The organism is Sphingomonas sp. ASV193, assembly GCF_040203355.1.
Lineage (GTDB): Bacteria > Pseudomonadota > Alphaproteobacteria > Sphingomonadales > Sphingomonadaceae > Sphingomicrobium.
Genome location: NZ_JBEHBW010000004.1, coordinates 192107 through 210996, shown reverse-complemented (window position 1 = coordinate 210996; position 18890 = coordinate 192107). Strand labels below are relative to the sequence as shown.

22 protein-coding genes and 1 pseudogene are annotated in these 18890 nt (G+C 69.0%); 16 read left to right on the top strand and 7 right to left on the bottom strand.

What is annotated here, in order from left to right; all coding sequences use genetic code 11:
- Positions 1-289: 289 nt before the first annotated feature.
- On the bottom strand, positions 290-1972 hold the full coding sequence (ctaD, locus tag ABDK56_RS09475; RefSeq protein WP_349808015.1) for a cytochrome c oxidase subunit I: 1683 nt from the start codon (positions 1970-1972) through the stop codon (positions 290-292).
- A 23-nt stretch (positions 1973-1995) separates the two neighbouring features.
- Complete coding sequence (gene coxB, locus ABDK56_RS09470) at positions 1996-3036, bottom strand: cytochrome c oxidase subunit II (RefSeq protein WP_349808014.1); 1041 nt, start codon at positions 3034-3036, stop codon at positions 1996-1998.
- A gap of 187 nt (positions 3037-3223) precedes the next feature.
- Here coxB and pyrE point away from each other — a divergent pair, with 187 nt between their 5' ends.
- The 5 genes from pyrE (at position 3224) to ABDK56_RS09445 (ending at position 7188) form a co-directional block, all read left to right on the top strand.
- Positions 3224-3808: an orotate phosphoribosyltransferase gene (gene pyrE / locus ABDK56_RS09465; RefSeq protein ID WP_349808013.1), complete on the top strand. Its 585-nt coding sequence runs from the start codon at positions 3224-3226 to the stop codon at positions 3806-3808.
- Positions 3805-4545, top strand: coding sequence for a pyridoxine 5'-phosphate synthase (locus ABDK56_RS09460; RefSeq protein ID WP_349808012.1), 741 nt, complete (start codon positions 3805-3807; stop codon positions 4543-4545). Before pyrE ends, ABDK56_RS09460 begins: the two co-directional genes overlap by 4 nt.
- A gap of 76 nt (positions 4546-4621) precedes the next feature.
- Positions 4622-5029 (top strand): holo-ACP synthase, encoded by a 408-nt coding sequence (gene acpS, locus ABDK56_RS09455; RefSeq protein WP_349808011.1) that lies wholly within the window; start codon positions 4622-4624, stop codon positions 5027-5029.
- Between the two features lie 26 nt (positions 5030-5055).
- Positions 5056-5988: a signal peptidase I gene (lepB, locus tag ABDK56_RS09450; protein WP_349808010.1), complete on the top strand. Its 933-nt coding sequence runs from the start codon at positions 5056-5058 to the stop codon at positions 5986-5988.
- A complete protein-coding gene (locus ABDK56_RS09445; protein WP_349808009.1) occupies positions 5989-7188 on the top strand; it encodes an AI-2E family transporter in 1200 nt (399 codons plus the stop codon). It begins immediately after the preceding gene.
- Between the two features lie 22 nt (positions 7189-7210).
- On the opposite strand, the pseudogene ABDK56_RS09440 reads toward ABDK56_RS09445, so the two are convergent.
- Together ABDK56_RS09440 and rpsU are read right to left on the bottom strand one after the other, a co-directional pair.
- A pseudogene (locus tag ABDK56_RS09440) lies at positions 7211-7447 on the bottom strand (FKBP-type peptidyl-prolyl cis-trans isomerase); the annotation flags it as partial.
- 198 nt (positions 7448-7645) lie between these two features.
- On the bottom strand, positions 7646-7852 hold the full coding sequence (rpsU, locus tag ABDK56_RS09435) for a 30S ribosomal protein S21 (protein ID WP_349808008.1): 207 nt from the start codon (positions 7850-7852) through the stop codon (positions 7646-7648).
- A 295-nt stretch (positions 7853-8147) separates the two neighbouring features.
- Here rpsU and ABDK56_RS09430 point away from each other — a divergent pair, with 295 nt between their 5' ends.
- On the top strand, positions 8148-8816 hold the full coding sequence (locus ABDK56_RS09430) for a murein L,D-transpeptidase catalytic domain family protein (protein ID WP_349808007.1): 669 nt from the start codon (positions 8148-8150) through the stop codon (positions 8814-8816).
- A 627-nt stretch (positions 8817-9443) separates the two neighbouring features.
- Here ABDK56_RS09430 and ABDK56_RS09425 read toward each other — a convergent pair.
- Positions 9444-10829, bottom strand: coding sequence for a L,D-transpeptidase family protein (locus ABDK56_RS09425; protein WP_349808006.1), 1386 nt, complete (start codon positions 10827-10829; stop codon positions 9444-9446).
- A gap of 234 nt (positions 10830-11063) precedes the next feature.
- On the opposite strand from ABDK56_RS09425, the gene ABDK56_RS09420 reads away from it, so the two are divergent.
- The 3 genes from ABDK56_RS09420 to ABDK56_RS09410 all read left to right on the top strand — a co-directional run bounded on the left by ABDK56_RS09420 (position 11064) and on the right by ABDK56_RS09410 (position 12062).
- Entirely contained in the window at positions 11064-11339 is a 276-nt protein-coding gene (locus ABDK56_RS09420) for a PilZ domain-containing protein (protein WP_349808005.1), read from the top strand.
- 12 nt (positions 11340-11351) lie between these two features.
- Positions 11352-11672: a PilZ domain-containing protein gene (locus ABDK56_RS09415; protein ID WP_349808004.1), complete on the top strand. Its 321-nt coding sequence runs from the start codon at positions 11352-11354 to the stop codon at positions 11670-11672.
- A 132-nt stretch (positions 11673-11804) separates the two neighbouring features.
- Positions 11805-12062, top strand: coding sequence for a hypothetical protein (locus tag ABDK56_RS09410; RefSeq protein WP_349808003.1), 258 nt, complete (start codon positions 11805-11807; stop codon positions 12060-12062).
- A 3-nt stretch (positions 12063-12065) separates the two neighbouring features.
- Here the strand turns inward: ABDK56_RS09410 and ABDK56_RS09405 are convergent, their stop codons facing one another.
- Positions 12066-12944, bottom strand: coding sequence for a peptidylprolyl isomerase (locus ABDK56_RS09405; protein WP_349808002.1), 879 nt, complete (start codon positions 12942-12944; stop codon positions 12066-12068).
- 93 nt (positions 12945-13037) lie between these two features.
- Here ABDK56_RS09405 and purT point away from each other — a divergent pair, with 93 nt between their 5' ends.
- Genes purT through ABDK56_RS09370 form a run of 7 tightly spaced genes read left to right on the top strand, consistent with a single transcriptional unit; the run spans position 13038 to position 18425 of the window.
- A complete protein-coding gene (gene purT / locus ABDK56_RS09400) occupies positions 13038-14210 on the top strand; it encodes a formate-dependent phosphoribosylglycinamide formyltransferase (RefSeq protein ID WP_349808001.1) in 1173 nt (390 codons plus the stop codon).
- A 51-nt stretch (positions 14211-14261) separates the two neighbouring features.
- Complete coding sequence (locus ABDK56_RS09395) at positions 14262-14402, top strand: hypothetical protein (RefSeq protein WP_349808000.1); 141 nt, start codon at positions 14262-14264, stop codon at positions 14400-14402.
- A gap of 38 nt (positions 14403-14440) precedes the next feature.
- Positions 14441-15448, top strand: a complete 1008-nt coding sequence (argC, locus tag ABDK56_RS09390; RefSeq protein ID WP_349807999.1) for an N-acetyl-gamma-glutamyl-phosphate reductase — start codon at positions 14441-14443, stop codon at positions 15446-15448.
- Positions 15445-16608, top strand: coding sequence for a bifunctional glutamate N-acetyltransferase/amino-acid acetyltransferase ArgJ (argJ, locus tag ABDK56_RS09385; protein WP_349807998.1), 1164 nt, complete (start codon positions 15445-15447; stop codon positions 16606-16608). The genes argC and argJ overlap by 4 nt, the downstream gene beginning before the upstream one ends.
- Positions 16605-17480 carry an acetylglutamate kinase gene (argB, locus tag ABDK56_RS09380; protein WP_349807997.1) on the top strand — a complete coding sequence of 292 codons (876 nt, stop codon included), beginning with the start codon at positions 16605-16607 and terminating at the stop codon, positions 17478-17480. Before argJ ends, argB begins: the two co-directional genes overlap by 4 nt.
- Positions 17477-17944 carry an arginine repressor gene (gene argR / locus ABDK56_RS09375; RefSeq protein ID WP_349807996.1) on the top strand — a complete coding sequence of 156 codons (468 nt, stop codon included), beginning with the start codon at positions 17477-17479 and terminating at the stop codon, positions 17942-17944. The genes argB and argR overlap by 4 nt, the downstream gene beginning before the upstream one ends.
- Before the next feature lie 49 nt (positions 17945-17993).
- Complete coding sequence (locus tag ABDK56_RS09370; RefSeq protein ID WP_349807995.1) at positions 17994-18425, top strand: hypothetical protein; 432 nt, start codon at positions 17994-17996, stop codon at positions 18423-18425.
- A 15-nt stretch (positions 18426-18440) separates the two neighbouring features.
- Here the strand turns inward: ABDK56_RS09370 and ABDK56_RS09365 are convergent, their stop codons facing one another.
- Positions 18441-18752 carry a hypothetical protein gene (locus ABDK56_RS09365; protein ID WP_349807994.1) on the bottom strand — a complete coding sequence of 104 codons (312 nt, stop codon included), beginning with the start codon at positions 18750-18752 and terminating at the stop codon, positions 18441-18443.
- Positions 18753-18890 lie beyond the last annotated feature (138 nt).

Here is an 18890-nt window from a genome sequence, read left to right as displayed (position 1 = left end):
TCAGTCACGAGGTCGTAACGGTGTAAATGCGCTAAGTAGCCGTCGCTAGTCCGACGGGTTCGGTGAGGCTTCTGGCGGCCGGCTTTCGGCAGCTCTTCGACAGAGGGCCGGAAACCGCTTCGCGATTTCCGGCCCTCTGCTCGGCGCCTCAAAATGGGTGGGCCGTCACGGAGTTAATCCGTGACGTCGATCCGGTCGCTGGCGCGCCGGTCGGCCGGCTTTCGGCGGCTCTTCGACAGAAAGCCGGTATCCGCTTCGCGAATTCCGGCTTTCTGCTCGGCGCCTCAAGCTAGTCGATCCTTGGCAGCGTCTCGAACTGGTGGAAGGGCGGGGGGCTCGAGAGGGTCCATTCGAGCGTGGTCGCGCCTTCGCCCCACGGGTTGTCGCCGGCCTTGCGGCCCGCCGCGAGCGACAGGGCGACGTTGACGAAGAACACCGCCATGCCCGCCACCGTGATCATGTAGCCGTAGGTCGAGACGGTGTTCCAATGTTCGTACGCCGGGGTGTAGTCCGGGATACGCCGCGGCATGCCGTCGAGCCCGAGGAAGTGCTGCGGGAAGAAGATCACGTTCACGCCGACGAACATCAGCAGGAAGTGAAGCTTGCCGAGCGCCTCGTTGTACATCTTTCCGCTCATCTTCGGGAACCAGTAGTAGAAGCCGGCGAACAGCGAGAACACCGCGCCGAGGCTGAGCACATAGTGGAAGTGCGCGACGACGTAGTAGGTGTCCTGCATGTAGTTGTCGACGCCGCCGTTCGACAGCACGACGCCGGTGACGCCGCCGACGGTGAACAGGAAGATGAAGCCGATCGCGAACAGCATCGGGGTCTCGAAGCTGAGCGAGCCGCCCCACATGGTGGCGATCCACGAGAAGATCTTCACGCCGGTCGGGACCGCGATGATCATCGTCGCGGCGGTGAAGTACATCTTCGTGTTCACGTCGAGGCCGGTGGTATACATGTGGTGCGCCCACACGACGAAGCCGACCACGCCGATCGCGACCATCGCGTAGGCCATGCCGAGATAGCCGAACACCGGCTTGCGGCTGAAGGTGGCGATGATCTGGCTGACCATGCCGAAGCCCGGCAGGATCATGATGTACACCTCGGGGTGGCCGAAGAACCAGAACAGGTGCTGGTAAAGGATCGGGTCGCCGCCGCCGTCGGCCGCGAAGAAGCTGGTGCCGAAGTTGCGGTCGGTCAGCAGCATGGTGATCGCGCCGGCGAGCACCGGGAGCGCGAGCAGCAGCAGGAAGGCGGTGATCAGCACCGACCAGACGAACAGCGGCATCTTGTGCAGGGTCATGCCCGGCGCGCGCATGTTGAAGATGGTGGTGATGAAGTTGATCGCGCCGAGGATCGAGCTGGCGCCCGCGAGGTGGAGCGCGAAGATCGCCATGTCGACCGAGGGGCCTTGCGAGCCGCTGGTGGAGAGCGGGGCGTAGACCGTCCAGCCGGTGCCCGCGCCGTTGCCGCTGGCGTCGCCGGGGACGAATGCCGAGCCCAACAGCAGCAGGAACGCCGGGACGAGCAGCCAGAACGAGATGTTGTTCATCCGCGGGAAGGCCATGTCGGGCGCGCCGATCATCAACGGCACGAACCAGTTGCCGAACCCGCCGATCATCGCCGGCATGACCATGAAGAACACCATGATGAGGCCGTGGGCGGTGATCAGCACGTTCCAGCGGTGGAGCGCCTCGTCCATCGAGCCGACGCCGCCCAGGAGCGGCCAGACCTTGTCGAGATACTGGATGCCCGGGTGCATCAGCTCGGCGCGCATGATGCCGCTAATGCCGCCGCCGATGATCCCCGCGACGATCGCGAAGATCAGGTAGAGCGTGCCGATGTCCTTGTGGTTGGTCGACATGAACCAGCGGGCGAAGAAGCCCGGCTTGTGATCGGCATCGTGGTGCGCGTCGTGATGGTCGTCATGCCGCTGGAGGTTCAGGGCGTCGGCGGGGATCGTGCTCATCTGTATGTCCGTACTCTAAAGTCTCAGGCCTTGGCCGGGGCGGCGGCCGGGGCGGGAGCGGCGGGCGCCGGGGCCGCGGCGGGAATGACGGCGGGGGCCGCGGGCGCGGGGGCGGCGGGCTTGGCGCCCTTGGGCTGGCCGCCCTTCGAGGCGAGCCATTCGTTGAACTGCGCCTCGGGCAGCACCTCGACCGCGATCGGCATGTAGCCGTGGCGGACGCCGCACAGCTCGCTGCACTGGCCGAAATAGACGCCGGGGCGATCGACCTTGACCCAGGTCTCGTTGATGCGGCCGGGGACGGCGTCCATCTTGGTGTAGAAGGCAGGGACCGCGAAGCTGTGGATCACGTCCTCGGCGGTGACGAGGAACTTGACCGTCTTGCCGGCCGGGATGACCAGCCGCTCGTCGACCGCGAGCATCGGCGGCCCGTCCTTGTCGGTGCGGGCGCGATCGGTCTTGCCGCGGGTCGGGTCGTTGGCTTCCTTGAGCTGGTTCGAGGTCAGTTCGAACCCGCCGTTGTCGGGATATTGGTAGGTCCAGTACCACTGGTGGCCGACGACCTTGATGGTGAGGTCGACCGGCGGCGGGCTGTACTGCGCGCGGATGATGCGGATCGAGGGGATCGCGATCGCGACGAGAATCAGCACCGGGACGAGCGTCCACACCACTTCGATCATCGTGTGGTGAGTGGTCTTCGACGGGGTCGGGTTGGCGCCGCGGCGGAAACGGAAGATGGTGTAGACCAGCAGCACCAGCACGAACACGCTGATCACCGCGCACATCCACAGCAGCGGGCCGTTGTGGAAGTTGGCGACCCGCTGGCCGAGCGCGGTGACCTGGTCCTGCAGGCCGTAGCGCCCGTCGGGCATGCCGACGCCCGGGGTGGGGGTGAGATAGTCGACCGGCGGGGCGGCGGCGGCGGCCGGGGCAGCAGCAGCGGGCGCGGCGGCGTTGGCGGCGGGAGCCGTCGCGTTAGCAGCGGCCTGGGCCGTGTTCTGGGCGAACGCGGCGCTCGCCGTGGTCGCGGTGGTCAACAGGGCCAGCGCCCGTCCGATCAAAGTCATCGTTACCCCGGATATACGGACCCCACCTGTCGCGCGGCCCCTTCATGAATCGGCGGCCTTATAGAAAGGGATGCGCCGGTCCTCAAGACGCTGGAAAGGCAAAGTTTGGTGTCTCGTCGAAGCGCGGTTGCGGCCACGCGCGCGGCTGCCTATTCGCGGCCCAGACCACCAGGAGGCGCGAGACGCGATGACCGACGACGAGGTGCTGGCCGAATTCCGCGCCGCCGAGGCGCTGCTCGAAGGGCATTTCATCCTGTCGTCGGGGCTTCGCAGCCCCAAATATCTGCAGTGCGCGCGGGTGCTGATGGACGGGGCGCGGGCCGAGCGGCTGGCGCGGGCACTGGCCGCGAAGATCCCCGCCGAGATCAAGGCGAAGATCGGCGCGGTGGTGTCGCCGGCGATGGGCGGGGTGATCATCGGCCACGAAATGGGCCGCGCGCTGGGCGTGCCGGCGATGTTCGTCGAGCGGCCCGACGGCGAATTCCACCTGCGGCGCGGGTTCGCGCTGGCGCCGGGGACCGGGGTGCTGATGGTCGAGGACGTGGTGACCACCGGCCTGTCGAGCCGCGAGGCGATTCGGTCGATCGAGGCGGCGGGCGGCACGGTGGTCGCGGCGGCGAGCCTGGTCGACCGCACCGGGGGCGGCGTCGATCTCGGCGTGCCGTACATCCCGCTCATTCGCATCGACGTGCCGACCTACGCGCCTGACGCGCTGCCGCCCGAACTGGCGGCGATCCCGGCGGTGAAGCCGGGGAGCCGCGCGGCGGCGTGAGCGTGCCCCCTGCCCTTCGCCCCGGAGCGCTGCGGCTCGGCGTCAACATCGACCATGTGGCGACGATCCGGAACGCGCGCGGGGGCGGGCATCCCGACCCGGCCAAGGCGGCGCAGATCGCGGCGGCGGCGGGGGCCGACGGGATCACCGCCCACCTGCGCGAGGACCGGCGGCACATCACCGACGACGACATCGCGCGGTTGATGGGGGCGACCGACCTGCCGCTCAACCTCGAGATGGCGGCGACGCACGAGATGCTGGGCATCGCGCTTCGCCATCGCCCGCACGCGGCGTGCATCGTCCCCGAGCGGCGCGAGGAGCGGACCACCGAGGGCGGGCTCGACGCCGCCGGCCAATATGACATGCTCCGCCCGATCGTCGATGCGCTCGGCGAGGCGGGAATCCGGGTCAGCCTGTTCATCGAGCCAAGCGAGCGCCAAGTCGAGGCGGCGCTTCGGTTGCGGGCGCCGGTGGTCGAATTTCACACCGGTCGCTACGCTCACGACGGCGGGGCGGACGAGCTTCGTCGGATCGCCGAGATGGCGGCGCTCGCGGGCAAGAACGGGATCGAGCCGCACGCGGGGCATGGCCTGACCTACGACAATGTCGTCCCGGTCGCCGCCATCCCCCAGCTCGCCGAGCTGAACATCGGCCATTTCCTGATCGGCGAGGCGATCTTCGACGGGCTCGCGGCGAGCGTGAAGCGGATGCGCGGGCTGATGGAGGCGGCGCGGTGAAGTGGCGCATTCTACGTCGACGCGCCATCCGGCGGATGACGGCCCTCATCCTGCCCCCGGCAGGATACGGACCGTCATGATCATCGGGCTCGGCAGCGACCTGTGCAATATTGAGCGGATCGAGGCGTCGCTGGCGCGGTTCGGCGAGCGGTTCGAGGCGCGGGTGTTCACCGATCTCGAGCGCGCCAAGGCGGCGCGGCGGCCGTTCACCAAGGCCGGGACGCTGGCCAAGCGGTTCGCCGCCAAGGAGGCGTTTTCCAAGGCGGTCGGGACCGGGTTCAAGCGCGGGGTCTACATGAAGGACATCGGCGTGGTGAACGCGGCCTCGGGCGCGCCGACGCTGATATTGACCGGCGGGGCGAAGGCGCGGCTTGACGCCCTGACCCCGGACGGCCACGCGCTTCGCGTCCACCTGACGATGACCGACGACCATCCGTGGGCGCAGGCCTTCGTCGTCATCGAAGCGCTTCCCGCCGACGCCTGATGTCGGCCTGAATCTTGGAGAGTCTCGTGTCCGACCCGGCCGTTCCCGCCGAGCGCCCCACCGCCGAACAACCCGTCGCTTCCGAGCCGAAGGAGACGGCGGGGCAGGCGCTTTGGCGCGAGACCAAGGGCATGGGGCTGGTGCTGCTGGCGGTGCTGGGGTTCCACAGCTTCATCGCCAAGCCCTTCTACATCCCGTCCGAATCGATGATGCCCGCGCTGCTCAAGGGCGACCGGCTGGTGGTCAGCAAATATCCCTATGGCTGGTCCTACGTGTCGCCGACCATTCCCAACCCGGCGGCGATCGTGCGCAGCCTGGCGAGCCACAGCGGCGAGCCGTGGGGGATCACCCTGCCCTTCATGTCGGGGCGGGTGCTTGGGCATATGCCCAAGCGCGGCGACATCGTCATCGTCACCCCGCCCGGGCGCGACGAGGATTATATCAAGCGCGCGATCGGGCTTCCCGGCGACACCATCCAGGTCAGGGACGGGCGGCTGATCCTCAACGGCAAGCTGGTGCCGTTCGAACTTCGCCCGCCGGCGATGGTGCCGGTCGACACCAACGCGCCTTGCAGCCCGGCGCAGTTTCCCGGCGACCTGGTGACCACCGCCGCCGGGCAATTCTGCCGCCTGCCGATCGTGCGCGAGACGCTGCCCGGCGGGGTCAGCTACGACACGATCGACGACGGGAGCAGCCCCGGCGACACTTACGGGCCGGTGACGGTGCCCGCGGGACACGTGTTCCTGATGGGCGACAACCGCGACCATAGCGCCGACAGCCGCTACAGCCTCGCCGAGCTGGGGCTTGGCGGGCCGGTGCCGTGGGAGAACATCGGCGGGCGCGCCGAGTTCATCACCTTCAGCCTCGACGGCGATTTCAGCCTGTTGCACCCGTCTACCTGGTTCAGCAGTTTCCGCAAGGGGCGCGCCGGGTCGTCCCTGCGAACCCACGGAGGATAGATGGCGGCCAGCAGCGATCGGGATAGCGACGAGCGCGAGGTTCCCGGCCCGATCGAACTGGCCGACCCGGCGCAGATCAGCGAGTTGAAGCGCGCGGCGATCTGGCTTGGGATGATCCTCGCCATCGCCGGGGTCGTTCTGCTCGCCAAGCCGCTGCTGCTGATCTTCGCCGCGGCGATCTTCGCGGTGATTCTCGACGGCGGGACGCGGCTGCTGGGGCGGGTGCTGCCGATCGGGCGCGGGTGGCGGCTGACGATCGTCACGCTGGGCATCCTCGCCTTTCTCGGCTGGGTCGGCTGGTACGCCGGGACGACGCTGTCGGGGCAGGCCGGGGCGATTCGCGAGGCGGTGACCGCGCAGGCCAACCGGCTGATGGGGATCGCCAACAAGTTCGGGCTGATCACCCCCGACAGCAAGTCGAACATCGGCCAGCAATTGATGGGCGAGGTCGGGCGGCTGACCAGCGTGCTCGGCACCGCGGTCGGGGCGGTGTCGTCGCTGGCGATGGTGCTGGTGCTCGGCCTGTTCATCGCGGTCGAACCGCGATTGTACGAGCGCGGCATCGCCTGGCTGCTGCCGATGCGCAGCCGCGATACCTATTACGCGATCAGCGACAAGGTCGGGGCAACGCTTCGCCAGCTGATGTTCGGGCGGCTGATCGGGATGATCGTCGAGGGGGTGTTCACCTTCCTCTTCTTGTGGATGGGCGGGGTGCCCAACGCGGCGCTGCTCGGGCTGCTGACCGGGCTGCTCGCCTTTTTGCCCAACATCGGCGCGGTGGTGTCGGGGCTGCTGATGGCGGCGGTCGGGTTCGGCGCGGGGATGCACCAGGGCATCTGGGCGATGGTCACCTACGCGCTGGTGCAGTCGGTCGACGGCTATCTGGTGGTGCCCTATGTCGCGCGGCGGACGGTCGACCTCGCGCCCGCGGTGGTGCTGGCGATGCAGATCGTGCTGGGCACGCTGTTCGGGATCGTCGGGCTGTTCCTGGCCGACCCGATCACCGCGACGATCAAGGTCGCGCTGGAGGAATTCGCTCGCCGCGGCGGGCGCGGCGAGCAGCCTAGCGGGCGGGCCGCGCCGCGCCGGAGTCGGGCTGCGCCGGCTCCTGAGGCTGGGACGGGTCCTGAGGCTGCTGCTGCGCCTGCATCTGTTGCTGCGCCTGCTGGGCGGCGGCGGCCTGGATCGCGGCGTCCTTGACCACGCGCACGACGGTGACGTCGAAATGCAGGTCGGCGCCCGGCGGGATCGGGCTGCCTTCGCGCGGGCGATCGCCATAGGCGAGGCGGCTGGGAATGAGGACGCGGTACGAGCCGCCTTCCTTCATCTTCTGGAGCGCTTGGCTGAACCCCGGGACAACGCCGCCAACGAGCATCGGCGCGGGCTGGCCCGGCTGGGTCTGGTCGAACACCGTGCCGTCGTCGAGCGTGCCCTTATAGTCGATCAGCACCCCGTCCATCGGCCCGATCGGGTCGCCGTGGCCGGGCGAGACCGTCTCGACCTCGACATTGTGGAACGAGCCCGCGCCGAGCTTCGCCAGCACGAAGGCGGCGATGACCAGCGCGGCGATGCCGAGCCACAGGCGCAGCATCGCGCCCTTCTTCAGCGGGCGGATCGGGACGGCGGTGACGGTGCTCATGGGTGGGCGCGCTAAAGCTTAGCGCGCACCTTCGCGCTCGAGCCGCTTGCGCTCGAGCTTGCGGGCGCGGCGGATCGCGGCGGCGCGTTCGCGGGCGCGCTTTTCCGACGGCTTCTCGTAGTGACGGCGCAGCTTCATCTCGCGATAGACGCCTTCGCGCTGCAGCTTCTTCTTGAGCGCGCGCAGCGCCTGCTCGACATTATTGTCGCGAACGATGATCTGCATAAAAGCCGTCCAACTCCTTCGATTCCGTGGGACGCCAACCCCTTGAGGTCAGGCGCATAAATAGCGTTCGCCGCAGGAGCCGGTCCCGCGGCGGTCGCGGCCCCTTAGCAGGGGGACCGATGCGGTTCAAGTCATTGGCTTTTTCGTCGTCGGTTCCGGCCATCCACGACGAATCGAGCCGGGGTCGGGACGAGCCGCGAAACGAACGCGTTCTGGTTATCGGCGCTTAATCTTTTCGATGATACAAGCCTCGCTTCACCGGAGTGGGGAAAGCATGTCGTTGAATCGTCGGGAAATGTTGCGAGTGGGCGCTGCGGGCGCGGGCGGATTGCTGCTGTCGTCGGCGGCCGCTTCGCAGACGCTGTGGTCGGGCGCGACGACCGGGATGCGCGTCGATCTTGCCCCCGGCCTCAAGCCCTACCAGCCCGCCGCCGCGATCCAGGCGCCCGCCGGGGTCAACCCGCAGCTGTTCCAGCGCGCGCTGGCGGCCCTCGATTCGCACCGCCCCTATGTCGCGGCGCGCGACTTCGTCGGGATCGTCGACTTCTCGTTGCCGTCGGACCAGCCGCGGTTTCACGTCGTCCACCTGCCGTCGAACACGGTCGAATCGCACCTCGTCGCGCATGGCCGCGGGTCGGACCCCGACCATTCGGGCTTCCTCGAGCGGTTCAGCAACGACTATGGCTCCTACGCGACCGCGCAGGGCGCCTACATCACCGACGGCACCTATGACGGCAAGTACGGCCTGTCGATGAAGGTCGCCGGGCTCGACGCGACCAACAACAACGCGCTCGGCCGCGCGATCGTCATCCACAACGCCTGGTATGCCGAACCCGACATGGTCCAGGAACATGGCAAGCTCGGCCGCAGCGAAGGCTGCTTCGCCTTCGGCCGCAAGAGCCAGTGGGCGGTCATGGGCCGTCTCGGCGGCGGCCGCATGATTTATGCTGATAAAATCGCGTAGCCGCACGCGGCTAACGAAAGCGGAGCGAAGCGAGCGTCGTTAGCTGCGAGACGGCAAGCGCGGACGGTCTGCCGCGCCAGCGGACAGGACCGACGTCACGGCGCACCCGCCCAAGGTTCCGGCTATGCGCAGCATCGTTGGAATGCCGGCGGAGGTTTTACTTCGTGACGGCATGCGAGGGTCATGACCGCTAAGACACATTGCGGACTTCCTGGAGATCTGCGAACTTCGTCGCCAGATGCGCAGACACTTTGTCGGATTGGGCTGCATTCTCACCATTGCGTGTTGGGGATTTGCGTTTGTTCTAGCGCTAGGGCCCATTCTCGGCGATTGCATTCCTTCGCATGGCCACGCCTGCCCGACCGACCATCAACGCGACATGGCGCTGCTCAAGATCGTCATCGGGGCAGCTGTCACGAATGTTCTTGGACTCCTGATTTTTGGCTATCGATCCATTCCGAGCGACGCCGACTGAGGTTCGTATTCCACTCATGGAAGCCGTCACGGAGTAAATCCGTGACGTCGGTCCTGTCCGCTGCGCGGCAGGCCGTCCGGCGCTCGCCGTTTCGTCGCGCTGCGCCGGCGACGCGCTAACGCGTCGGCGTCGCTACGCTCGGTGGCTCGGGCTCAGTCCTTCGATTCGGGGGTCTTGTCATCCCCCTTGTTCTTCGTCGCCTGGTCGGCCGCCTTGGCCTTCGCCGATTCCCCCGTCCGGGTCAGCAGCGCGCTGATCACCGCGGGGTCGCGGTTGTAGAGGTCCTGGTAGGTGGTGATCGTCCCGTCGGTCGCCGCCGCCGCGCTGAAATAGACGATGTAGACCGGGACCGGCTTCACGAAGCTGGCGACCTGCGTCTTCTTGGTGTCGAGCGCGGCGCGGACGCTTTCGGGGGTCCACTTGCCGCCGTCGTCCATCAGCAGCGTGGTCGCGAGGTCGACGATGTTCTGGGTCCGCACGCAGCCGTGGCTGAGCGCGCGCACGTCGCTGTTGAAGCGGCTGCGCGCGTTGGTGTCGTGGAGGTAGATGTTATACTTGTTCGGCATCACGAACTTGAGTTCGCCGAGCGCGTTGGTCGGCCCCGGCGGCTGGAGCCAATACTTCACGTGGCCGTCGGCCGCCTTGACCGGGGTGAAGCCCTTCTTTCCGCGGACCTCGCCCGAAATGCTGTCGGGCACCGCCCACGACGGGTTCAGCACCACGCCGGTCGCGAGCACCGAGAGATTGGGGGTCTTGGTCGTCACCTTGCCGGCGATCGCGCGCTGTTTCCAGCGGATCTGCCCGTCCTGCACCAGCGTCACGTGGAAGCTGGGGATGTTGACGATGACATATTTGCGCCCGAGGTCGCGCGGCAGCCAGCGCCAGCGGTCCATGTTGAGCCGGATGAGGTTGATCCGCGCGGTGTTCGCGGGATCGTTGGCGATCGTCTCGGCCAGCGCGGCGCGCAGCGCGCCATATTGCGGGTGGGTCGGGAGCAGCGCGTCGAGCGCCTGCGGCACCTGGTGGTGCGCGAGCGCGCCGTCGAGCAGCGCGCGCTGGCGGGTCGCGTCGAGATCCTTGTCGACCACGTGCCAGTCGACCCGGCTGGTCCCGCGGACATGGCCGAGCGCGAGGTCGTTCGACAGCTGGTTGAAGCGCGCGGTGGCGGCGGCCGAGGCGATCGCCGGGTCACGGCTGGCAAGCGCGGCCTGGAGCCCGGCGGGATCGTAGTCGGCGGGGTTCAGCCCTTCCTTGCCGATCCCCTGGATGTAGGAGATCAGCGCGGCGACGTCGGCCGCGGGCCAGATCGCGGGGGGCGGCGGCGGGGGTAGCGGCTCGACCGGCTGGGACGACTGCGGCGTGTTGACGGGCGTGGTCGTGACGGGCTGAGAGGCGGCCGGCGAGAGCGGGTCGACCCTGGGCGCGGGGCGCGCGCCGGGCTGATAGGGGGTGACCTGGCCCATCGGCGCGACCTGCGCGGGGGCCGCGATCGGCAGCGCCGCCAGCGCGGCACTCGTCAACAACATCAGCCGTGTCATGGTCCTGTCATTCCCTCCCGAGGCGTATTCGCCAACCGCTTGTCGCCCAAGCCGGGCTTACACGCGATGAACGGTCGCGGCCAACCGCGCCACCGCCCAAAAGTCCGGACCGCGACGCCATGACCGCGAATCCGTTTCACCAACCATATCTTAAGGCGATCGGGCTATTTCCAGTGCAAAGCGGCAACAGCGGGGCAGAAAGTCGTGGCGATGAAACTTCGGTTGGACGGGGGGATGATTCCGCGCACGGTCAAGCGGATGTTCGACCAGCGCAGCGAGCCGCGGCTCGAGCCGAGCGGCGATACGGCGGTGATGACCGCGCGCGGGGCGTCGGCGGCGGTCAGGCTGGTCAATGTCTCGGCATCGGGGGCGATGGTGGCGAGCGAGCATGCCTTGCACATCGGCGAGCGGATCCGGCTCCAGTTGCTTGAGCAGGGCGAGGTCGCCGGGCAGGTCCGCTGGATTCGCGACGGTCATATCGGTATTCACTTCGCCGCGCCGCTGGAGTAGCGGCCCGAGCCGATGAGCAGGATGGACGTCAAGTTGAACGCGCGGATGGGGGAGCTTCCCACCGGCGCCGAGCGCCGGCAGGCCACGCGCATGCCGGTCGCGATCGAGGCGCGGATGCGCGAGCTCGGCAGCGAGGGAGTCGAGGTGCGCGTGCTCAACCTGTCGCCCGCCGGCTTCATGGCCGAGACCGAGGGCGAGTTCGAAGTCGGCTCGCGCGTGTGGCTGATGCTGCCCGGGCTCGAGCGCGCCAACGCGCTGGTCAAGTGGACCGCGGGCACCAAGATCGGCGGCGAATTCGCCGAGCCGATCGACCTCGCGCCGCTGGGGCCGTAGCGCAAAAGCAACAGTTTCGACGGCTCCGTCTCCGGCTGGGACGGCCAAGCATTTGTCGTTGAAGCGTTTTCTTTCGTCGATGAAACATTTTCGTCATTTCGCCCGTTATGGCTGCGAAAGGGAGTTACGACGATGAAGACCGTTGCGATGATCGGCGACCTGCATACGGCGTTCGACCCGGCGGCCCGCGGCTATCACGCCGTTTACCGCGAGCAGGAAGTCAACCACTGCCCCGGATGCGGGCGCACCCACTGGCTGATCGGCCGGATGAGCGCCGAGTGCGCCTTCTGTTCGACCGCGCTGCCGCTCGCCGAGGCGAGCATGCGTTCGTACAACGGCCCGGCGATGATCCGCCACCGCAATGCCGAGACCCGCGCCTGGGCGGCCTGACGCCTAGGACTTGACGCCGACCTTGCGCACCGGGACCGGGACCGCGCACAGGTCGGCTCCGGGCGAGGGCACGCCGTAGTCGCGGCGGTGCGAGGCAAGCTGGACATAGTCGGCGAAGGCCGGCGATCCGGATTTCAGATATTCGAACCGCGGGCGCTGACCGGCGGGCATATCGGCGGCGATCCGGACAGATGTGATCGCCAGCGGCGACTGGTCCTTGGCATAGACCCCCATGTCGGCGGTGCCGCGCGGCAAGGCCGAGAGATATTCCATCCCCTCGATCACCCGCCCGACCAGCGCATAGTTGCGGTCGAGCCGGCGGGCGGTCGCGCCGATCACGGTGAACAGCTCGCTGCCGTTCCCGGTGTCGGGGGCGGCGTCGCGCGCGACCCCGACGGTGCCGTAGCAATAGGCGGCGTTGACGATCCCGCCCGGCTGCTTCGCCACCGGCCAGCCCTCGGTATAGGCGGCCATCGACGAATAGGGGTCGGGCGAGCCCATCGGGGTCAGCGTCAGCCCGCGCGCGCTGCGCTGATATTCCTCGGGCGGGCGGTCGATCACCCCCGGGGGCGACTTGAACGGGCCGTCGCCGAGCCCCCACTGGGTGACCCAGTTGTCGACCACGCGATAGACGGTCGCGCGGCCCCAATAGCCGGCTCGCGCCATGATCTTGAGGTTGGCGACGTGCACCGGGGCAAAGATCGGGGCGAGCTGGATGACGACGCGTTTGCCGTTTGCGAGGTCCATCACCATCAGCTCGTCGGCCGGGATCTCGGCCCAGTCGGCAGCGCGCGCCGCCTTGACCGCGTCGCCGGGCGAGCGGATTTTCGGCGTGGCGGGGGGCGGCGCCGCGGCGAGCAGCAGGGCGGTCAGGATCGGCATCGGTTCAATCTCCCCTTTTGCGGCACCCTCCCCCGCCGCGCGGCGAGACGCAAGACCCTTGGGCGCGGGCCCGCTAACGGCTAAGCGGACGCGATGTATATCGCCACGCTGATGCTGCTCGGGTCCGGCGAACTGGGCCGCGAATTCGCCATCGCCGCCAAGCGGCTGGGTTGCCGGGTGATCGCCTGCGACCGCTATGACGAGGCCCCGGCGATGCAGGTCGCCGACGCGCGCGAGGTGTTTTCGATGCTCGACGGCGCGGCGCTGCGCCGCGCGGTCGAGGCGCACCGGCCCGACTATATCGTGCCCGAGATCGAGGCGATCGATACCGCGACGCTCGCCGACCTCGAGGCCGAGGGGTGGCGGGTGGCGCCGTCGGCGAAGGCGGTCCAGCTGACGATGAACCGCGACGGGATTCGCGACTTCGCCGCGAACGAACTCGGGCTCGAGACCTCGCGCTACCGGTTCGCCGAGAGCCGCGACGAGGCGATCGCGGCCGGGCGGGAGGTCGGGCTGCCGGTGGTGGTCAAGCCGGTGATGAGCAGCAGCGGCAAGGGCCAGTCGACCGCGCGCACCGCCGACGAGGTCGGCGCGGCGTGGGACCATGCGGTCGCCAACATGCGCGGCGACCGGCCGCGGGTGATCGTCGAGCAGTTCATCGCCTTCGACAGCGAGATCACGCTGCTGACCGTGGCGAGCGAGGACGGCGTGCTCTTCTGCCCGCCGATCGGCCACCGGCAGGAAAAGGGCGATTATCGCGAGAGCTGGCAGCCCGCGCGGCTCCCCGGCGGGGTGCTGGACAGCGCGCAGGCGCAGGCGGCGACGGTGGTGAGTGCGCTCGGCGGCCACGGGCTGTTCGGGGTCGAGTTCTTCATCGCAGGCGACCGGGCGATCTTCTCCGAGCTGAGCCCGCGCCCGCACGACACCGGGATGGTGACGCTGTTGAGCCAGTTTCCCAACGAATTCGAGCTTCACCTGCGCGCGATCCTCGAGCTTGCGATCCCGGCGATCGAGTTGGCCGGGCCGTCCGCCTCGGCGGTGATCCTGGCAGCGCGCGAAAGCGAGGCGTTCGCGTTCGAGGGGGTGACCGAGGCGCTGGCAGTGGGGGCGCCGGGCACGCCGGTCGACCTGCGGCTGTTCGCCAAGCCCAAGACCCTGCCGAACCGGCGGATGGGTGTCGCGTTGGCGCGGGACGCCAGCGTCGAGGCGGCGGTCGAGCGCGCGGTGCGCGCCGCCGGACTGGTGCGGATTCGACACACCGACTGAAAGTCGGCCGCGCGACGGAACAATGTCGGCAAGAAGACATTGGGAATCTCGATGTCACAGGCCGTTCCCCGCCCCAATTCGCGCGCGCTCCGCAATATGGCGCAGACTGCGAGCGATCCGCTGATCAAGCAGGCGCTGCTCGATCTCGCGGCGGAATATGACCGGACGCAGCCGCGGATGACGCGCGCCTGACACTTGCATAAATATGCAGGTTTCTGCATAGGGCCGCGATGATTCGTGCCGCGATCCTTGGTGCCTCGGGTTATGTCGGGGGCGAGCTTCTCCGCCTGCTGGCGAGCCACCCCGCTATCGAGGCGGGGACATTGTTCGGCTCGTCTAACGCCGGCCAGCCGGTCGAGGCGCTGCACCCGCACCTGTCGCTCGCCTATCCGGGACGCGCGTTCGACACCTACGACGCGGCGAAGCTGGCGGGGCATGACCTCGTCTTTGCCGCGCTGCCGCATGGCGAGACGCAGAAGCTGGCCGACGACCTCGTCGGCAGCGGGGCACGGATCGTCGACCTTGGCGCCGACTTCCGGCTCGACGAGGCCGACGTTTTCGAGCGCTGGTACGGCGAGAAACATGCGCGGCCCGACCTGCTCGGCCAATTCGTCTACGGGCTGCCCGAGCTTCATCGCGAGGCGATCGCCAAGGCGCGTTTCGTCGCCGCCCCCGGCTGCTACCCGACCGCGGCGACGCTGGCGATCAAGCCGCTGGTCGATGCCGGCGCGGTCGAGACGAAGGGGATTATCGTCGACGCCGCCTCGGGGGTCAGCGGCGCGGGGCGATCGGCCAATGCCGGGACCCATTTCTGCAGCGTCGACGGCAGTTTCCGCGCCTATGGCCTGACCCGCCACCGCCATACCGCCGAGATGGAGCTGACCAGCGGGGCCGAGGTGCTGTTCACCCCGCACCTGCTGCCCGCGAGCCGCGGGATCCTCGCCACCTGCTATGCCCGCGCGACCGGCCCGTGCGACCCGCTCGCGATCCTGCGCGACGCGTGGGCGGGCGAGGCGTTCGTCCATGTCGGCGAGGCGCTGCCCGAAACCAAGTGGGCGACCGGCAGCAATGCCGCCTTCGTCACCGCGCGCTTCGACGAGCGCACCAACACGGTCGTTGCGCTGGCGGCGATCGACAATCTCGGCAAGGGCGCCGCCGGGCAGATGATCCAGTGCGCCAATTTGATGTTCGGGCTCGACGAGGGCGCGGGCCTGTCCAGAATCGGGGTCTATCCGTGAGCGTTACCGTCGCCGAAGGGTTCGTCGCCGCCGGGATCCATGCCGGGATCAAGCCGCAGAGGCGCGACATGGCGCTGTTGGCGACCGACGACGGCAAGCCGGTGCCGTGCGCCGCGGTGTTCACCACCAACAAGTTCCGCGCGCCCCCGGTCGAGGCCGACGTCGACCGGCTCGCCGCATCGGGCGGGATGGCGGCCGGGGTGATCGTCAATTCGGGCAACGCCAATGCCGGGACCGGGGCCAAGGGCCGCGCCGATGCCGAGGCGATGTGCGAGGCGGCGGCCGAGGCGGTCGGCTGCGCGAGCGGCGAGATGCTCGCCTGCTCGACCGGGCTGATCGGGTTCCGCCTGCCGATGCGCAAGATCCTCGCCGGGATCCCCCTACTCGGGCAGGCGCTGACCCGCGCCGGGCATCGCGACGCGGCCAAGGGCATCCTCACCACCGACACGCGGCCCAAGGAAGCGGCGGTGGTGCGCGACGACTACGCGGTCGGCGGGATGGCCAAGGGCTGCGGGATGCTCGCGCCGAACATGGCGACGATGCTGGCGTTCCTGACGACCGATGCCGAGGTTGCACCAGACGTGCTCCAGCCGATCCTGCGGCGGGCGACCGACGCGACCTTCAACGAGCTGATCACCGATGGCGCGACCTCGACCAACGACACCGTCCTGCTGTTCGCCAGCGGGCGCAAGGGGCCGCCCGCCGACCTGGCGCAGTTCGAGGACGACGTCCGCCAGGTATGCGAGGCGCTGATGCTGAGCATGGCGCGCGATGCCGAGGGGATGACCAAGCTGGTCGTCATCCGCGTCACCGGCGCAGGCAGCGACGCCGAGGCGCGCAAGGTCGCGCGCTCGATCGGCAACAACCAGCTGATCAAGTGCAGCTGGTACGGCGCCGACGCCTATTGGGGGCGGCTGCTGGCCGAGGCGGGGAGCTGCGGCGTCGACTTCGCGCCCGACCGCTCGGCGGTGAGTTATGGCGGGATCCGGGTTGCCGAGGGCGGGGTCGAGATCGCGCACGACGCCGAGGCGGTGCTCGCCCACATGAAGGGCGGCGAGATCGACATCGTCGTCGACCTGGGGGTCGGCGGGGGCAGCGGGCGCGCGGTGAGCGTCGACCTCGGACCCGGCTACATCAAGGAAAACGCGGAAACCTCATGACCGACGCCAACACGCACCCGATCGATACCGCGCGGATCCTGATCGAGGCGCTGCCCTATATCCGGCGGTTCACGGGCAAGACGGTGGTGGTCAAGGTCGGCGGGGTGCCGATGACCGACCCCGAGCGGCGGCGGAGCCTCGCCAAGGACATACTGCTGCTCCACTCGGTCGGCATCCGCCCGGTCGTGGTCCACGGCGGCGGGCCGCAGATCGATACCGAAATGGCCAAGGCGGGAATCGCGATCGAGCGGATCGACGGGCTGCGGGTCACCGGGGCCGACGCGCTCGACGTCGTCAGGATGGTGCTGGTCGGCAAGACCAACCGCGACCTCGTCGCCGCGATCAACGCGCTCGAGCCGGTGGCGATCGGGGTCGCGGGCGAGGACGGACGGCTGCTCGAGGTCGAGCCGATCGACCCGCGGCTCGGCTTCGTCGGGCGGGTGGTGAAGGTTCGCGGCGAGCTGCTGCACGACTTCCACGAGGACGGGCTGATCCCGGTCGTCTCGACCGTTGGGGCCGATTCCTCGGCGCAGCCCTACAACATCAATGCCGACGATGCCGCGACCGCGATCGCGGTGGCGATGAAGGCCGAGAAGATCATCTACCTGACCGGGACGCCGGGGCTGCTCGCCGACCCCGCCGACCCGGCTTCGCTGGTCCAGCGGCTGACCGCCGCCGAGGCGCGCGCGGCGATCGCCGACGAGGGCGTCACCGGGGGCATGATCCCCAAGCTCGCCGCCTGCGCCGAGGCGGTCGAGGGCGGGGTCGGCAGCGCGCACATGATCGACGGGCGCGCCGACCATTCGATCCTGGTCGAGCTGTTCACCGACCAGGGCATCGGGACGATGATCGCGGGGGACGGCCAGCGATGAGCGCCGCCGCCAAGCCCCAGCGCCAGCGGATGATCGCCGACTGGCTTCGCTCGGGCCGGGTCGGCAGCCAGGAAGAGATCGTCGCGCGGCTCGGGCTGGCGGGGGTGGCGGCGACACAGGCGACGGTCAGCCGCGACCTCGACGAACTGGGCGCGGTCAAGCTCAAGCGCGAGGGCGCGATCCGCTATCTGCTGCCCGAGACGATCGACCCGGCGCACGCGGCGGCGAAGCTCGACCGGCTGCTCGCCGAATGGGTCACCGACGTCGTGACGGCGGGGCCGCTGGTGGTGCTGCGTACCCCGCCCGGATCGGCCAACCTCGTCGCCAACGCGCTCGATTCGGCGGCGCTGGGCGCGGTGGCGGGGACGATCGCGGGGGACGATACCATCTTCGTCGCGGTCGCCGACGGCCACCGCGCCGCCGACGTCGCCGCGCTGATCGAAGCGCGCCGCGCGCGCGGGTGAAGCTTTCGCGCGGCTCGTGCGTATCGCCTTGGTGAAGAGGAGATCATCGATGACCCGTGCGCTCGCCCTCGCCTTCCTGCCGCTGCTGATCGCCCCGCTCGCGGCGTGCGATTCGAAACCCGCGGACAATGCCGCCGCGCCCGAGGTGATGGCGCTGAGCCAGGAGCAGAAGGACCTCCGCGGGCTGAACGACCTCAACCGCGCGATCGCGCTGAAGCGCGCGATCCACGCGTCGGGCTACATGTGCCAGCGGATCGACGCGAGCCAGTTCAACGGCCGCTACAAGAACATGGATTTCTATTCGGCGCGCTGCAACGACAGCAAGGACTGGGCGCTGTTCATCGGCGGCAACAACGACGTCCAGGTGCGTCGCTGCACCGACACCGAAAAGGTCGGGCTGCCCGCGTGCAAGTTCGACCAGGCGGGCGGCAACGGGATGGACGCGAAAAAGCCGGCGGAGGCCAAGCCCACCGCCGGCTGATCGGTATGAGGCGGGTCAGTTGCAGCTGCGGGTGGTCTTGATCTCGCCCGAGGCGCTGCTTTCCTTGACCGTGGTGCAGTTGCCCTGCTTGGTTTCCTCGCGCCAGCTGCCGTCGGCGTTGGTCGTGCGGCTCGCCTTGGGCACGCGCTTGCCGTCCTTGACGTCGTAGCTCCACCCCTGCGGGGTCTTGCCGGTCAGCGCGGCGGCGTTGCCCCCGGTCGGGTCGGCGGCGCGGGCGTAGCTGGCCCCGGCGACGCCGAGCGCGAGCGCCGCGACGCCCACCACCAGCACCGTCTTGCCGATCCGCTTCACCTTCATGCGATTCATCGAATCACTCCTTCGTTTCGCCTTATAGCACAAACGGTTGAACGGCGGCTGTCGATCCGCCGGACGCGGGGGAGCCCCCCCCCCCCACCCCGCCGCCGCGGGGGGGGGGGGGGGGGGGCGCCCCCCGGGGGCCCCCGG

Bases quoted from the DNA above. Each gene is read 5' to 3' on its own strand.
- ctaD (WP_349808015.1), bottom strand. From the start codon at position 1,972: ATGAGCACGATCCCCGCCGACGCCCTGAACCTCCAGCGGCATGACGAC.
- coxB (WP_349808014.1), bottom strand. From the start codon at position 3,036: ATGACTTTGATCGGACGGGCGCTGGCCCTGTTGACCACCGCGACCACG.
- pyrE (WP_349808013.1), top strand. From the start codon at position 3,224: ATGACCGACGACGAGGTGCTGGCCGAATTCCGCGCCGCCGAGGCGCTG.
- acpS (WP_349808011.1), top strand. From the start codon at position 4,622: ATGATCATCGGGCTCGGCAGCGACCTGTGCAATATTGAGCGGATCGAG.
- ABDK56_RS09445 (WP_349808009.1), top strand. From the start codon at position 5,989: ATGGCGGCCAGCAGCGATCGGGATAGCGACGAGCGCGAGGTTCCCGGC.
- rpsU (WP_349808008.1), bottom strand. From the start codon at position 7,852: ATGCAGATCATCGTTCGCGACAATAATGTCGAGCAGGCGCTGCGCGCG.
- ABDK56_RS09430 (WP_349808007.1), top strand. From the start codon at position 8,148: ATGTTGCGAGTGGGCGCTGCGGGCGCGGGCGGATTGCTGCTGTCGTCG.
- ABDK56_RS09425 (WP_349808006.1), bottom strand. From the start codon at position 10,829: ATGACACGGCTGATGTTGTTGACGAGTGCCGCGCTGGCGGCGCTGCCG.
- ABDK56_RS09420 (WP_349808005.1), top strand. From the start codon at position 11,064: ATGATTCCGCGCACGGTCAAGCGGATGTTCGACCAGCGCAGCGAGCCG.
- ABDK56_RS09415 (WP_349808004.1), top strand. From the start codon at position 11,352: ATGAGCAGGATGGACGTCAAGTTGAACGCGCGGATGGGGGAGCTTCCC.
- ABDK56_RS09410 (WP_349808003.1), top strand. From the start codon at position 11,805: ATGAAGACCGTTGCGATGATCGGCGACCTGCATACGGCGTTCGACCCG.
- ABDK56_RS09405 (WP_349808002.1), bottom strand. From the start codon at position 12,944: ATGCCGATCCTGACCGCCCTGCTGCTCGCCGCGGCGCCGCCCCCCGCC.
- purT (WP_349808001.1), top strand. From the start codon at position 13,038: ATGTATATCGCCACGCTGATGCTGCTCGGGTCCGGCGAACTGGGCCGC.
- ABDK56_RS09395 (WP_349808000.1), top strand. From the start codon at position 14,262: ATGTCACAGGCCGTTCCCCGCCCCAATTCGCGCGCGCTCCGCAATATG.
- argC (WP_349807999.1), top strand. From the start codon at position 14,441: ATGATTCGTGCCGCGATCCTTGGTGCCTCGGGTTATGTCGGGGGCGAG.
- argB (WP_349807997.1), top strand. From the start codon at position 16,605: ATGACCGACGCCAACACGCACCCGATCGATACCGCGCGGATCCTGATC.
- argR (WP_349807996.1), top strand. From the start codon at position 17,477: ATGAGCGCCGCCGCCAAGCCCCAGCGCCAGCGGATGATCGCCGACTGG.
- ABDK56_RS09370 (WP_349807995.1), top strand. From the start codon at position 17,994: ATGACCCGTGCGCTCGCCCTCGCCTTCCTGCCGCTGCTGATCGCCCCG.
- ABDK56_RS09365 (WP_349807994.1), bottom strand. From the start codon at position 18,752: ATGAATCGCATGAAGGTGAAGCGGATCGGCAAGACGGTGCTGGTGGTG.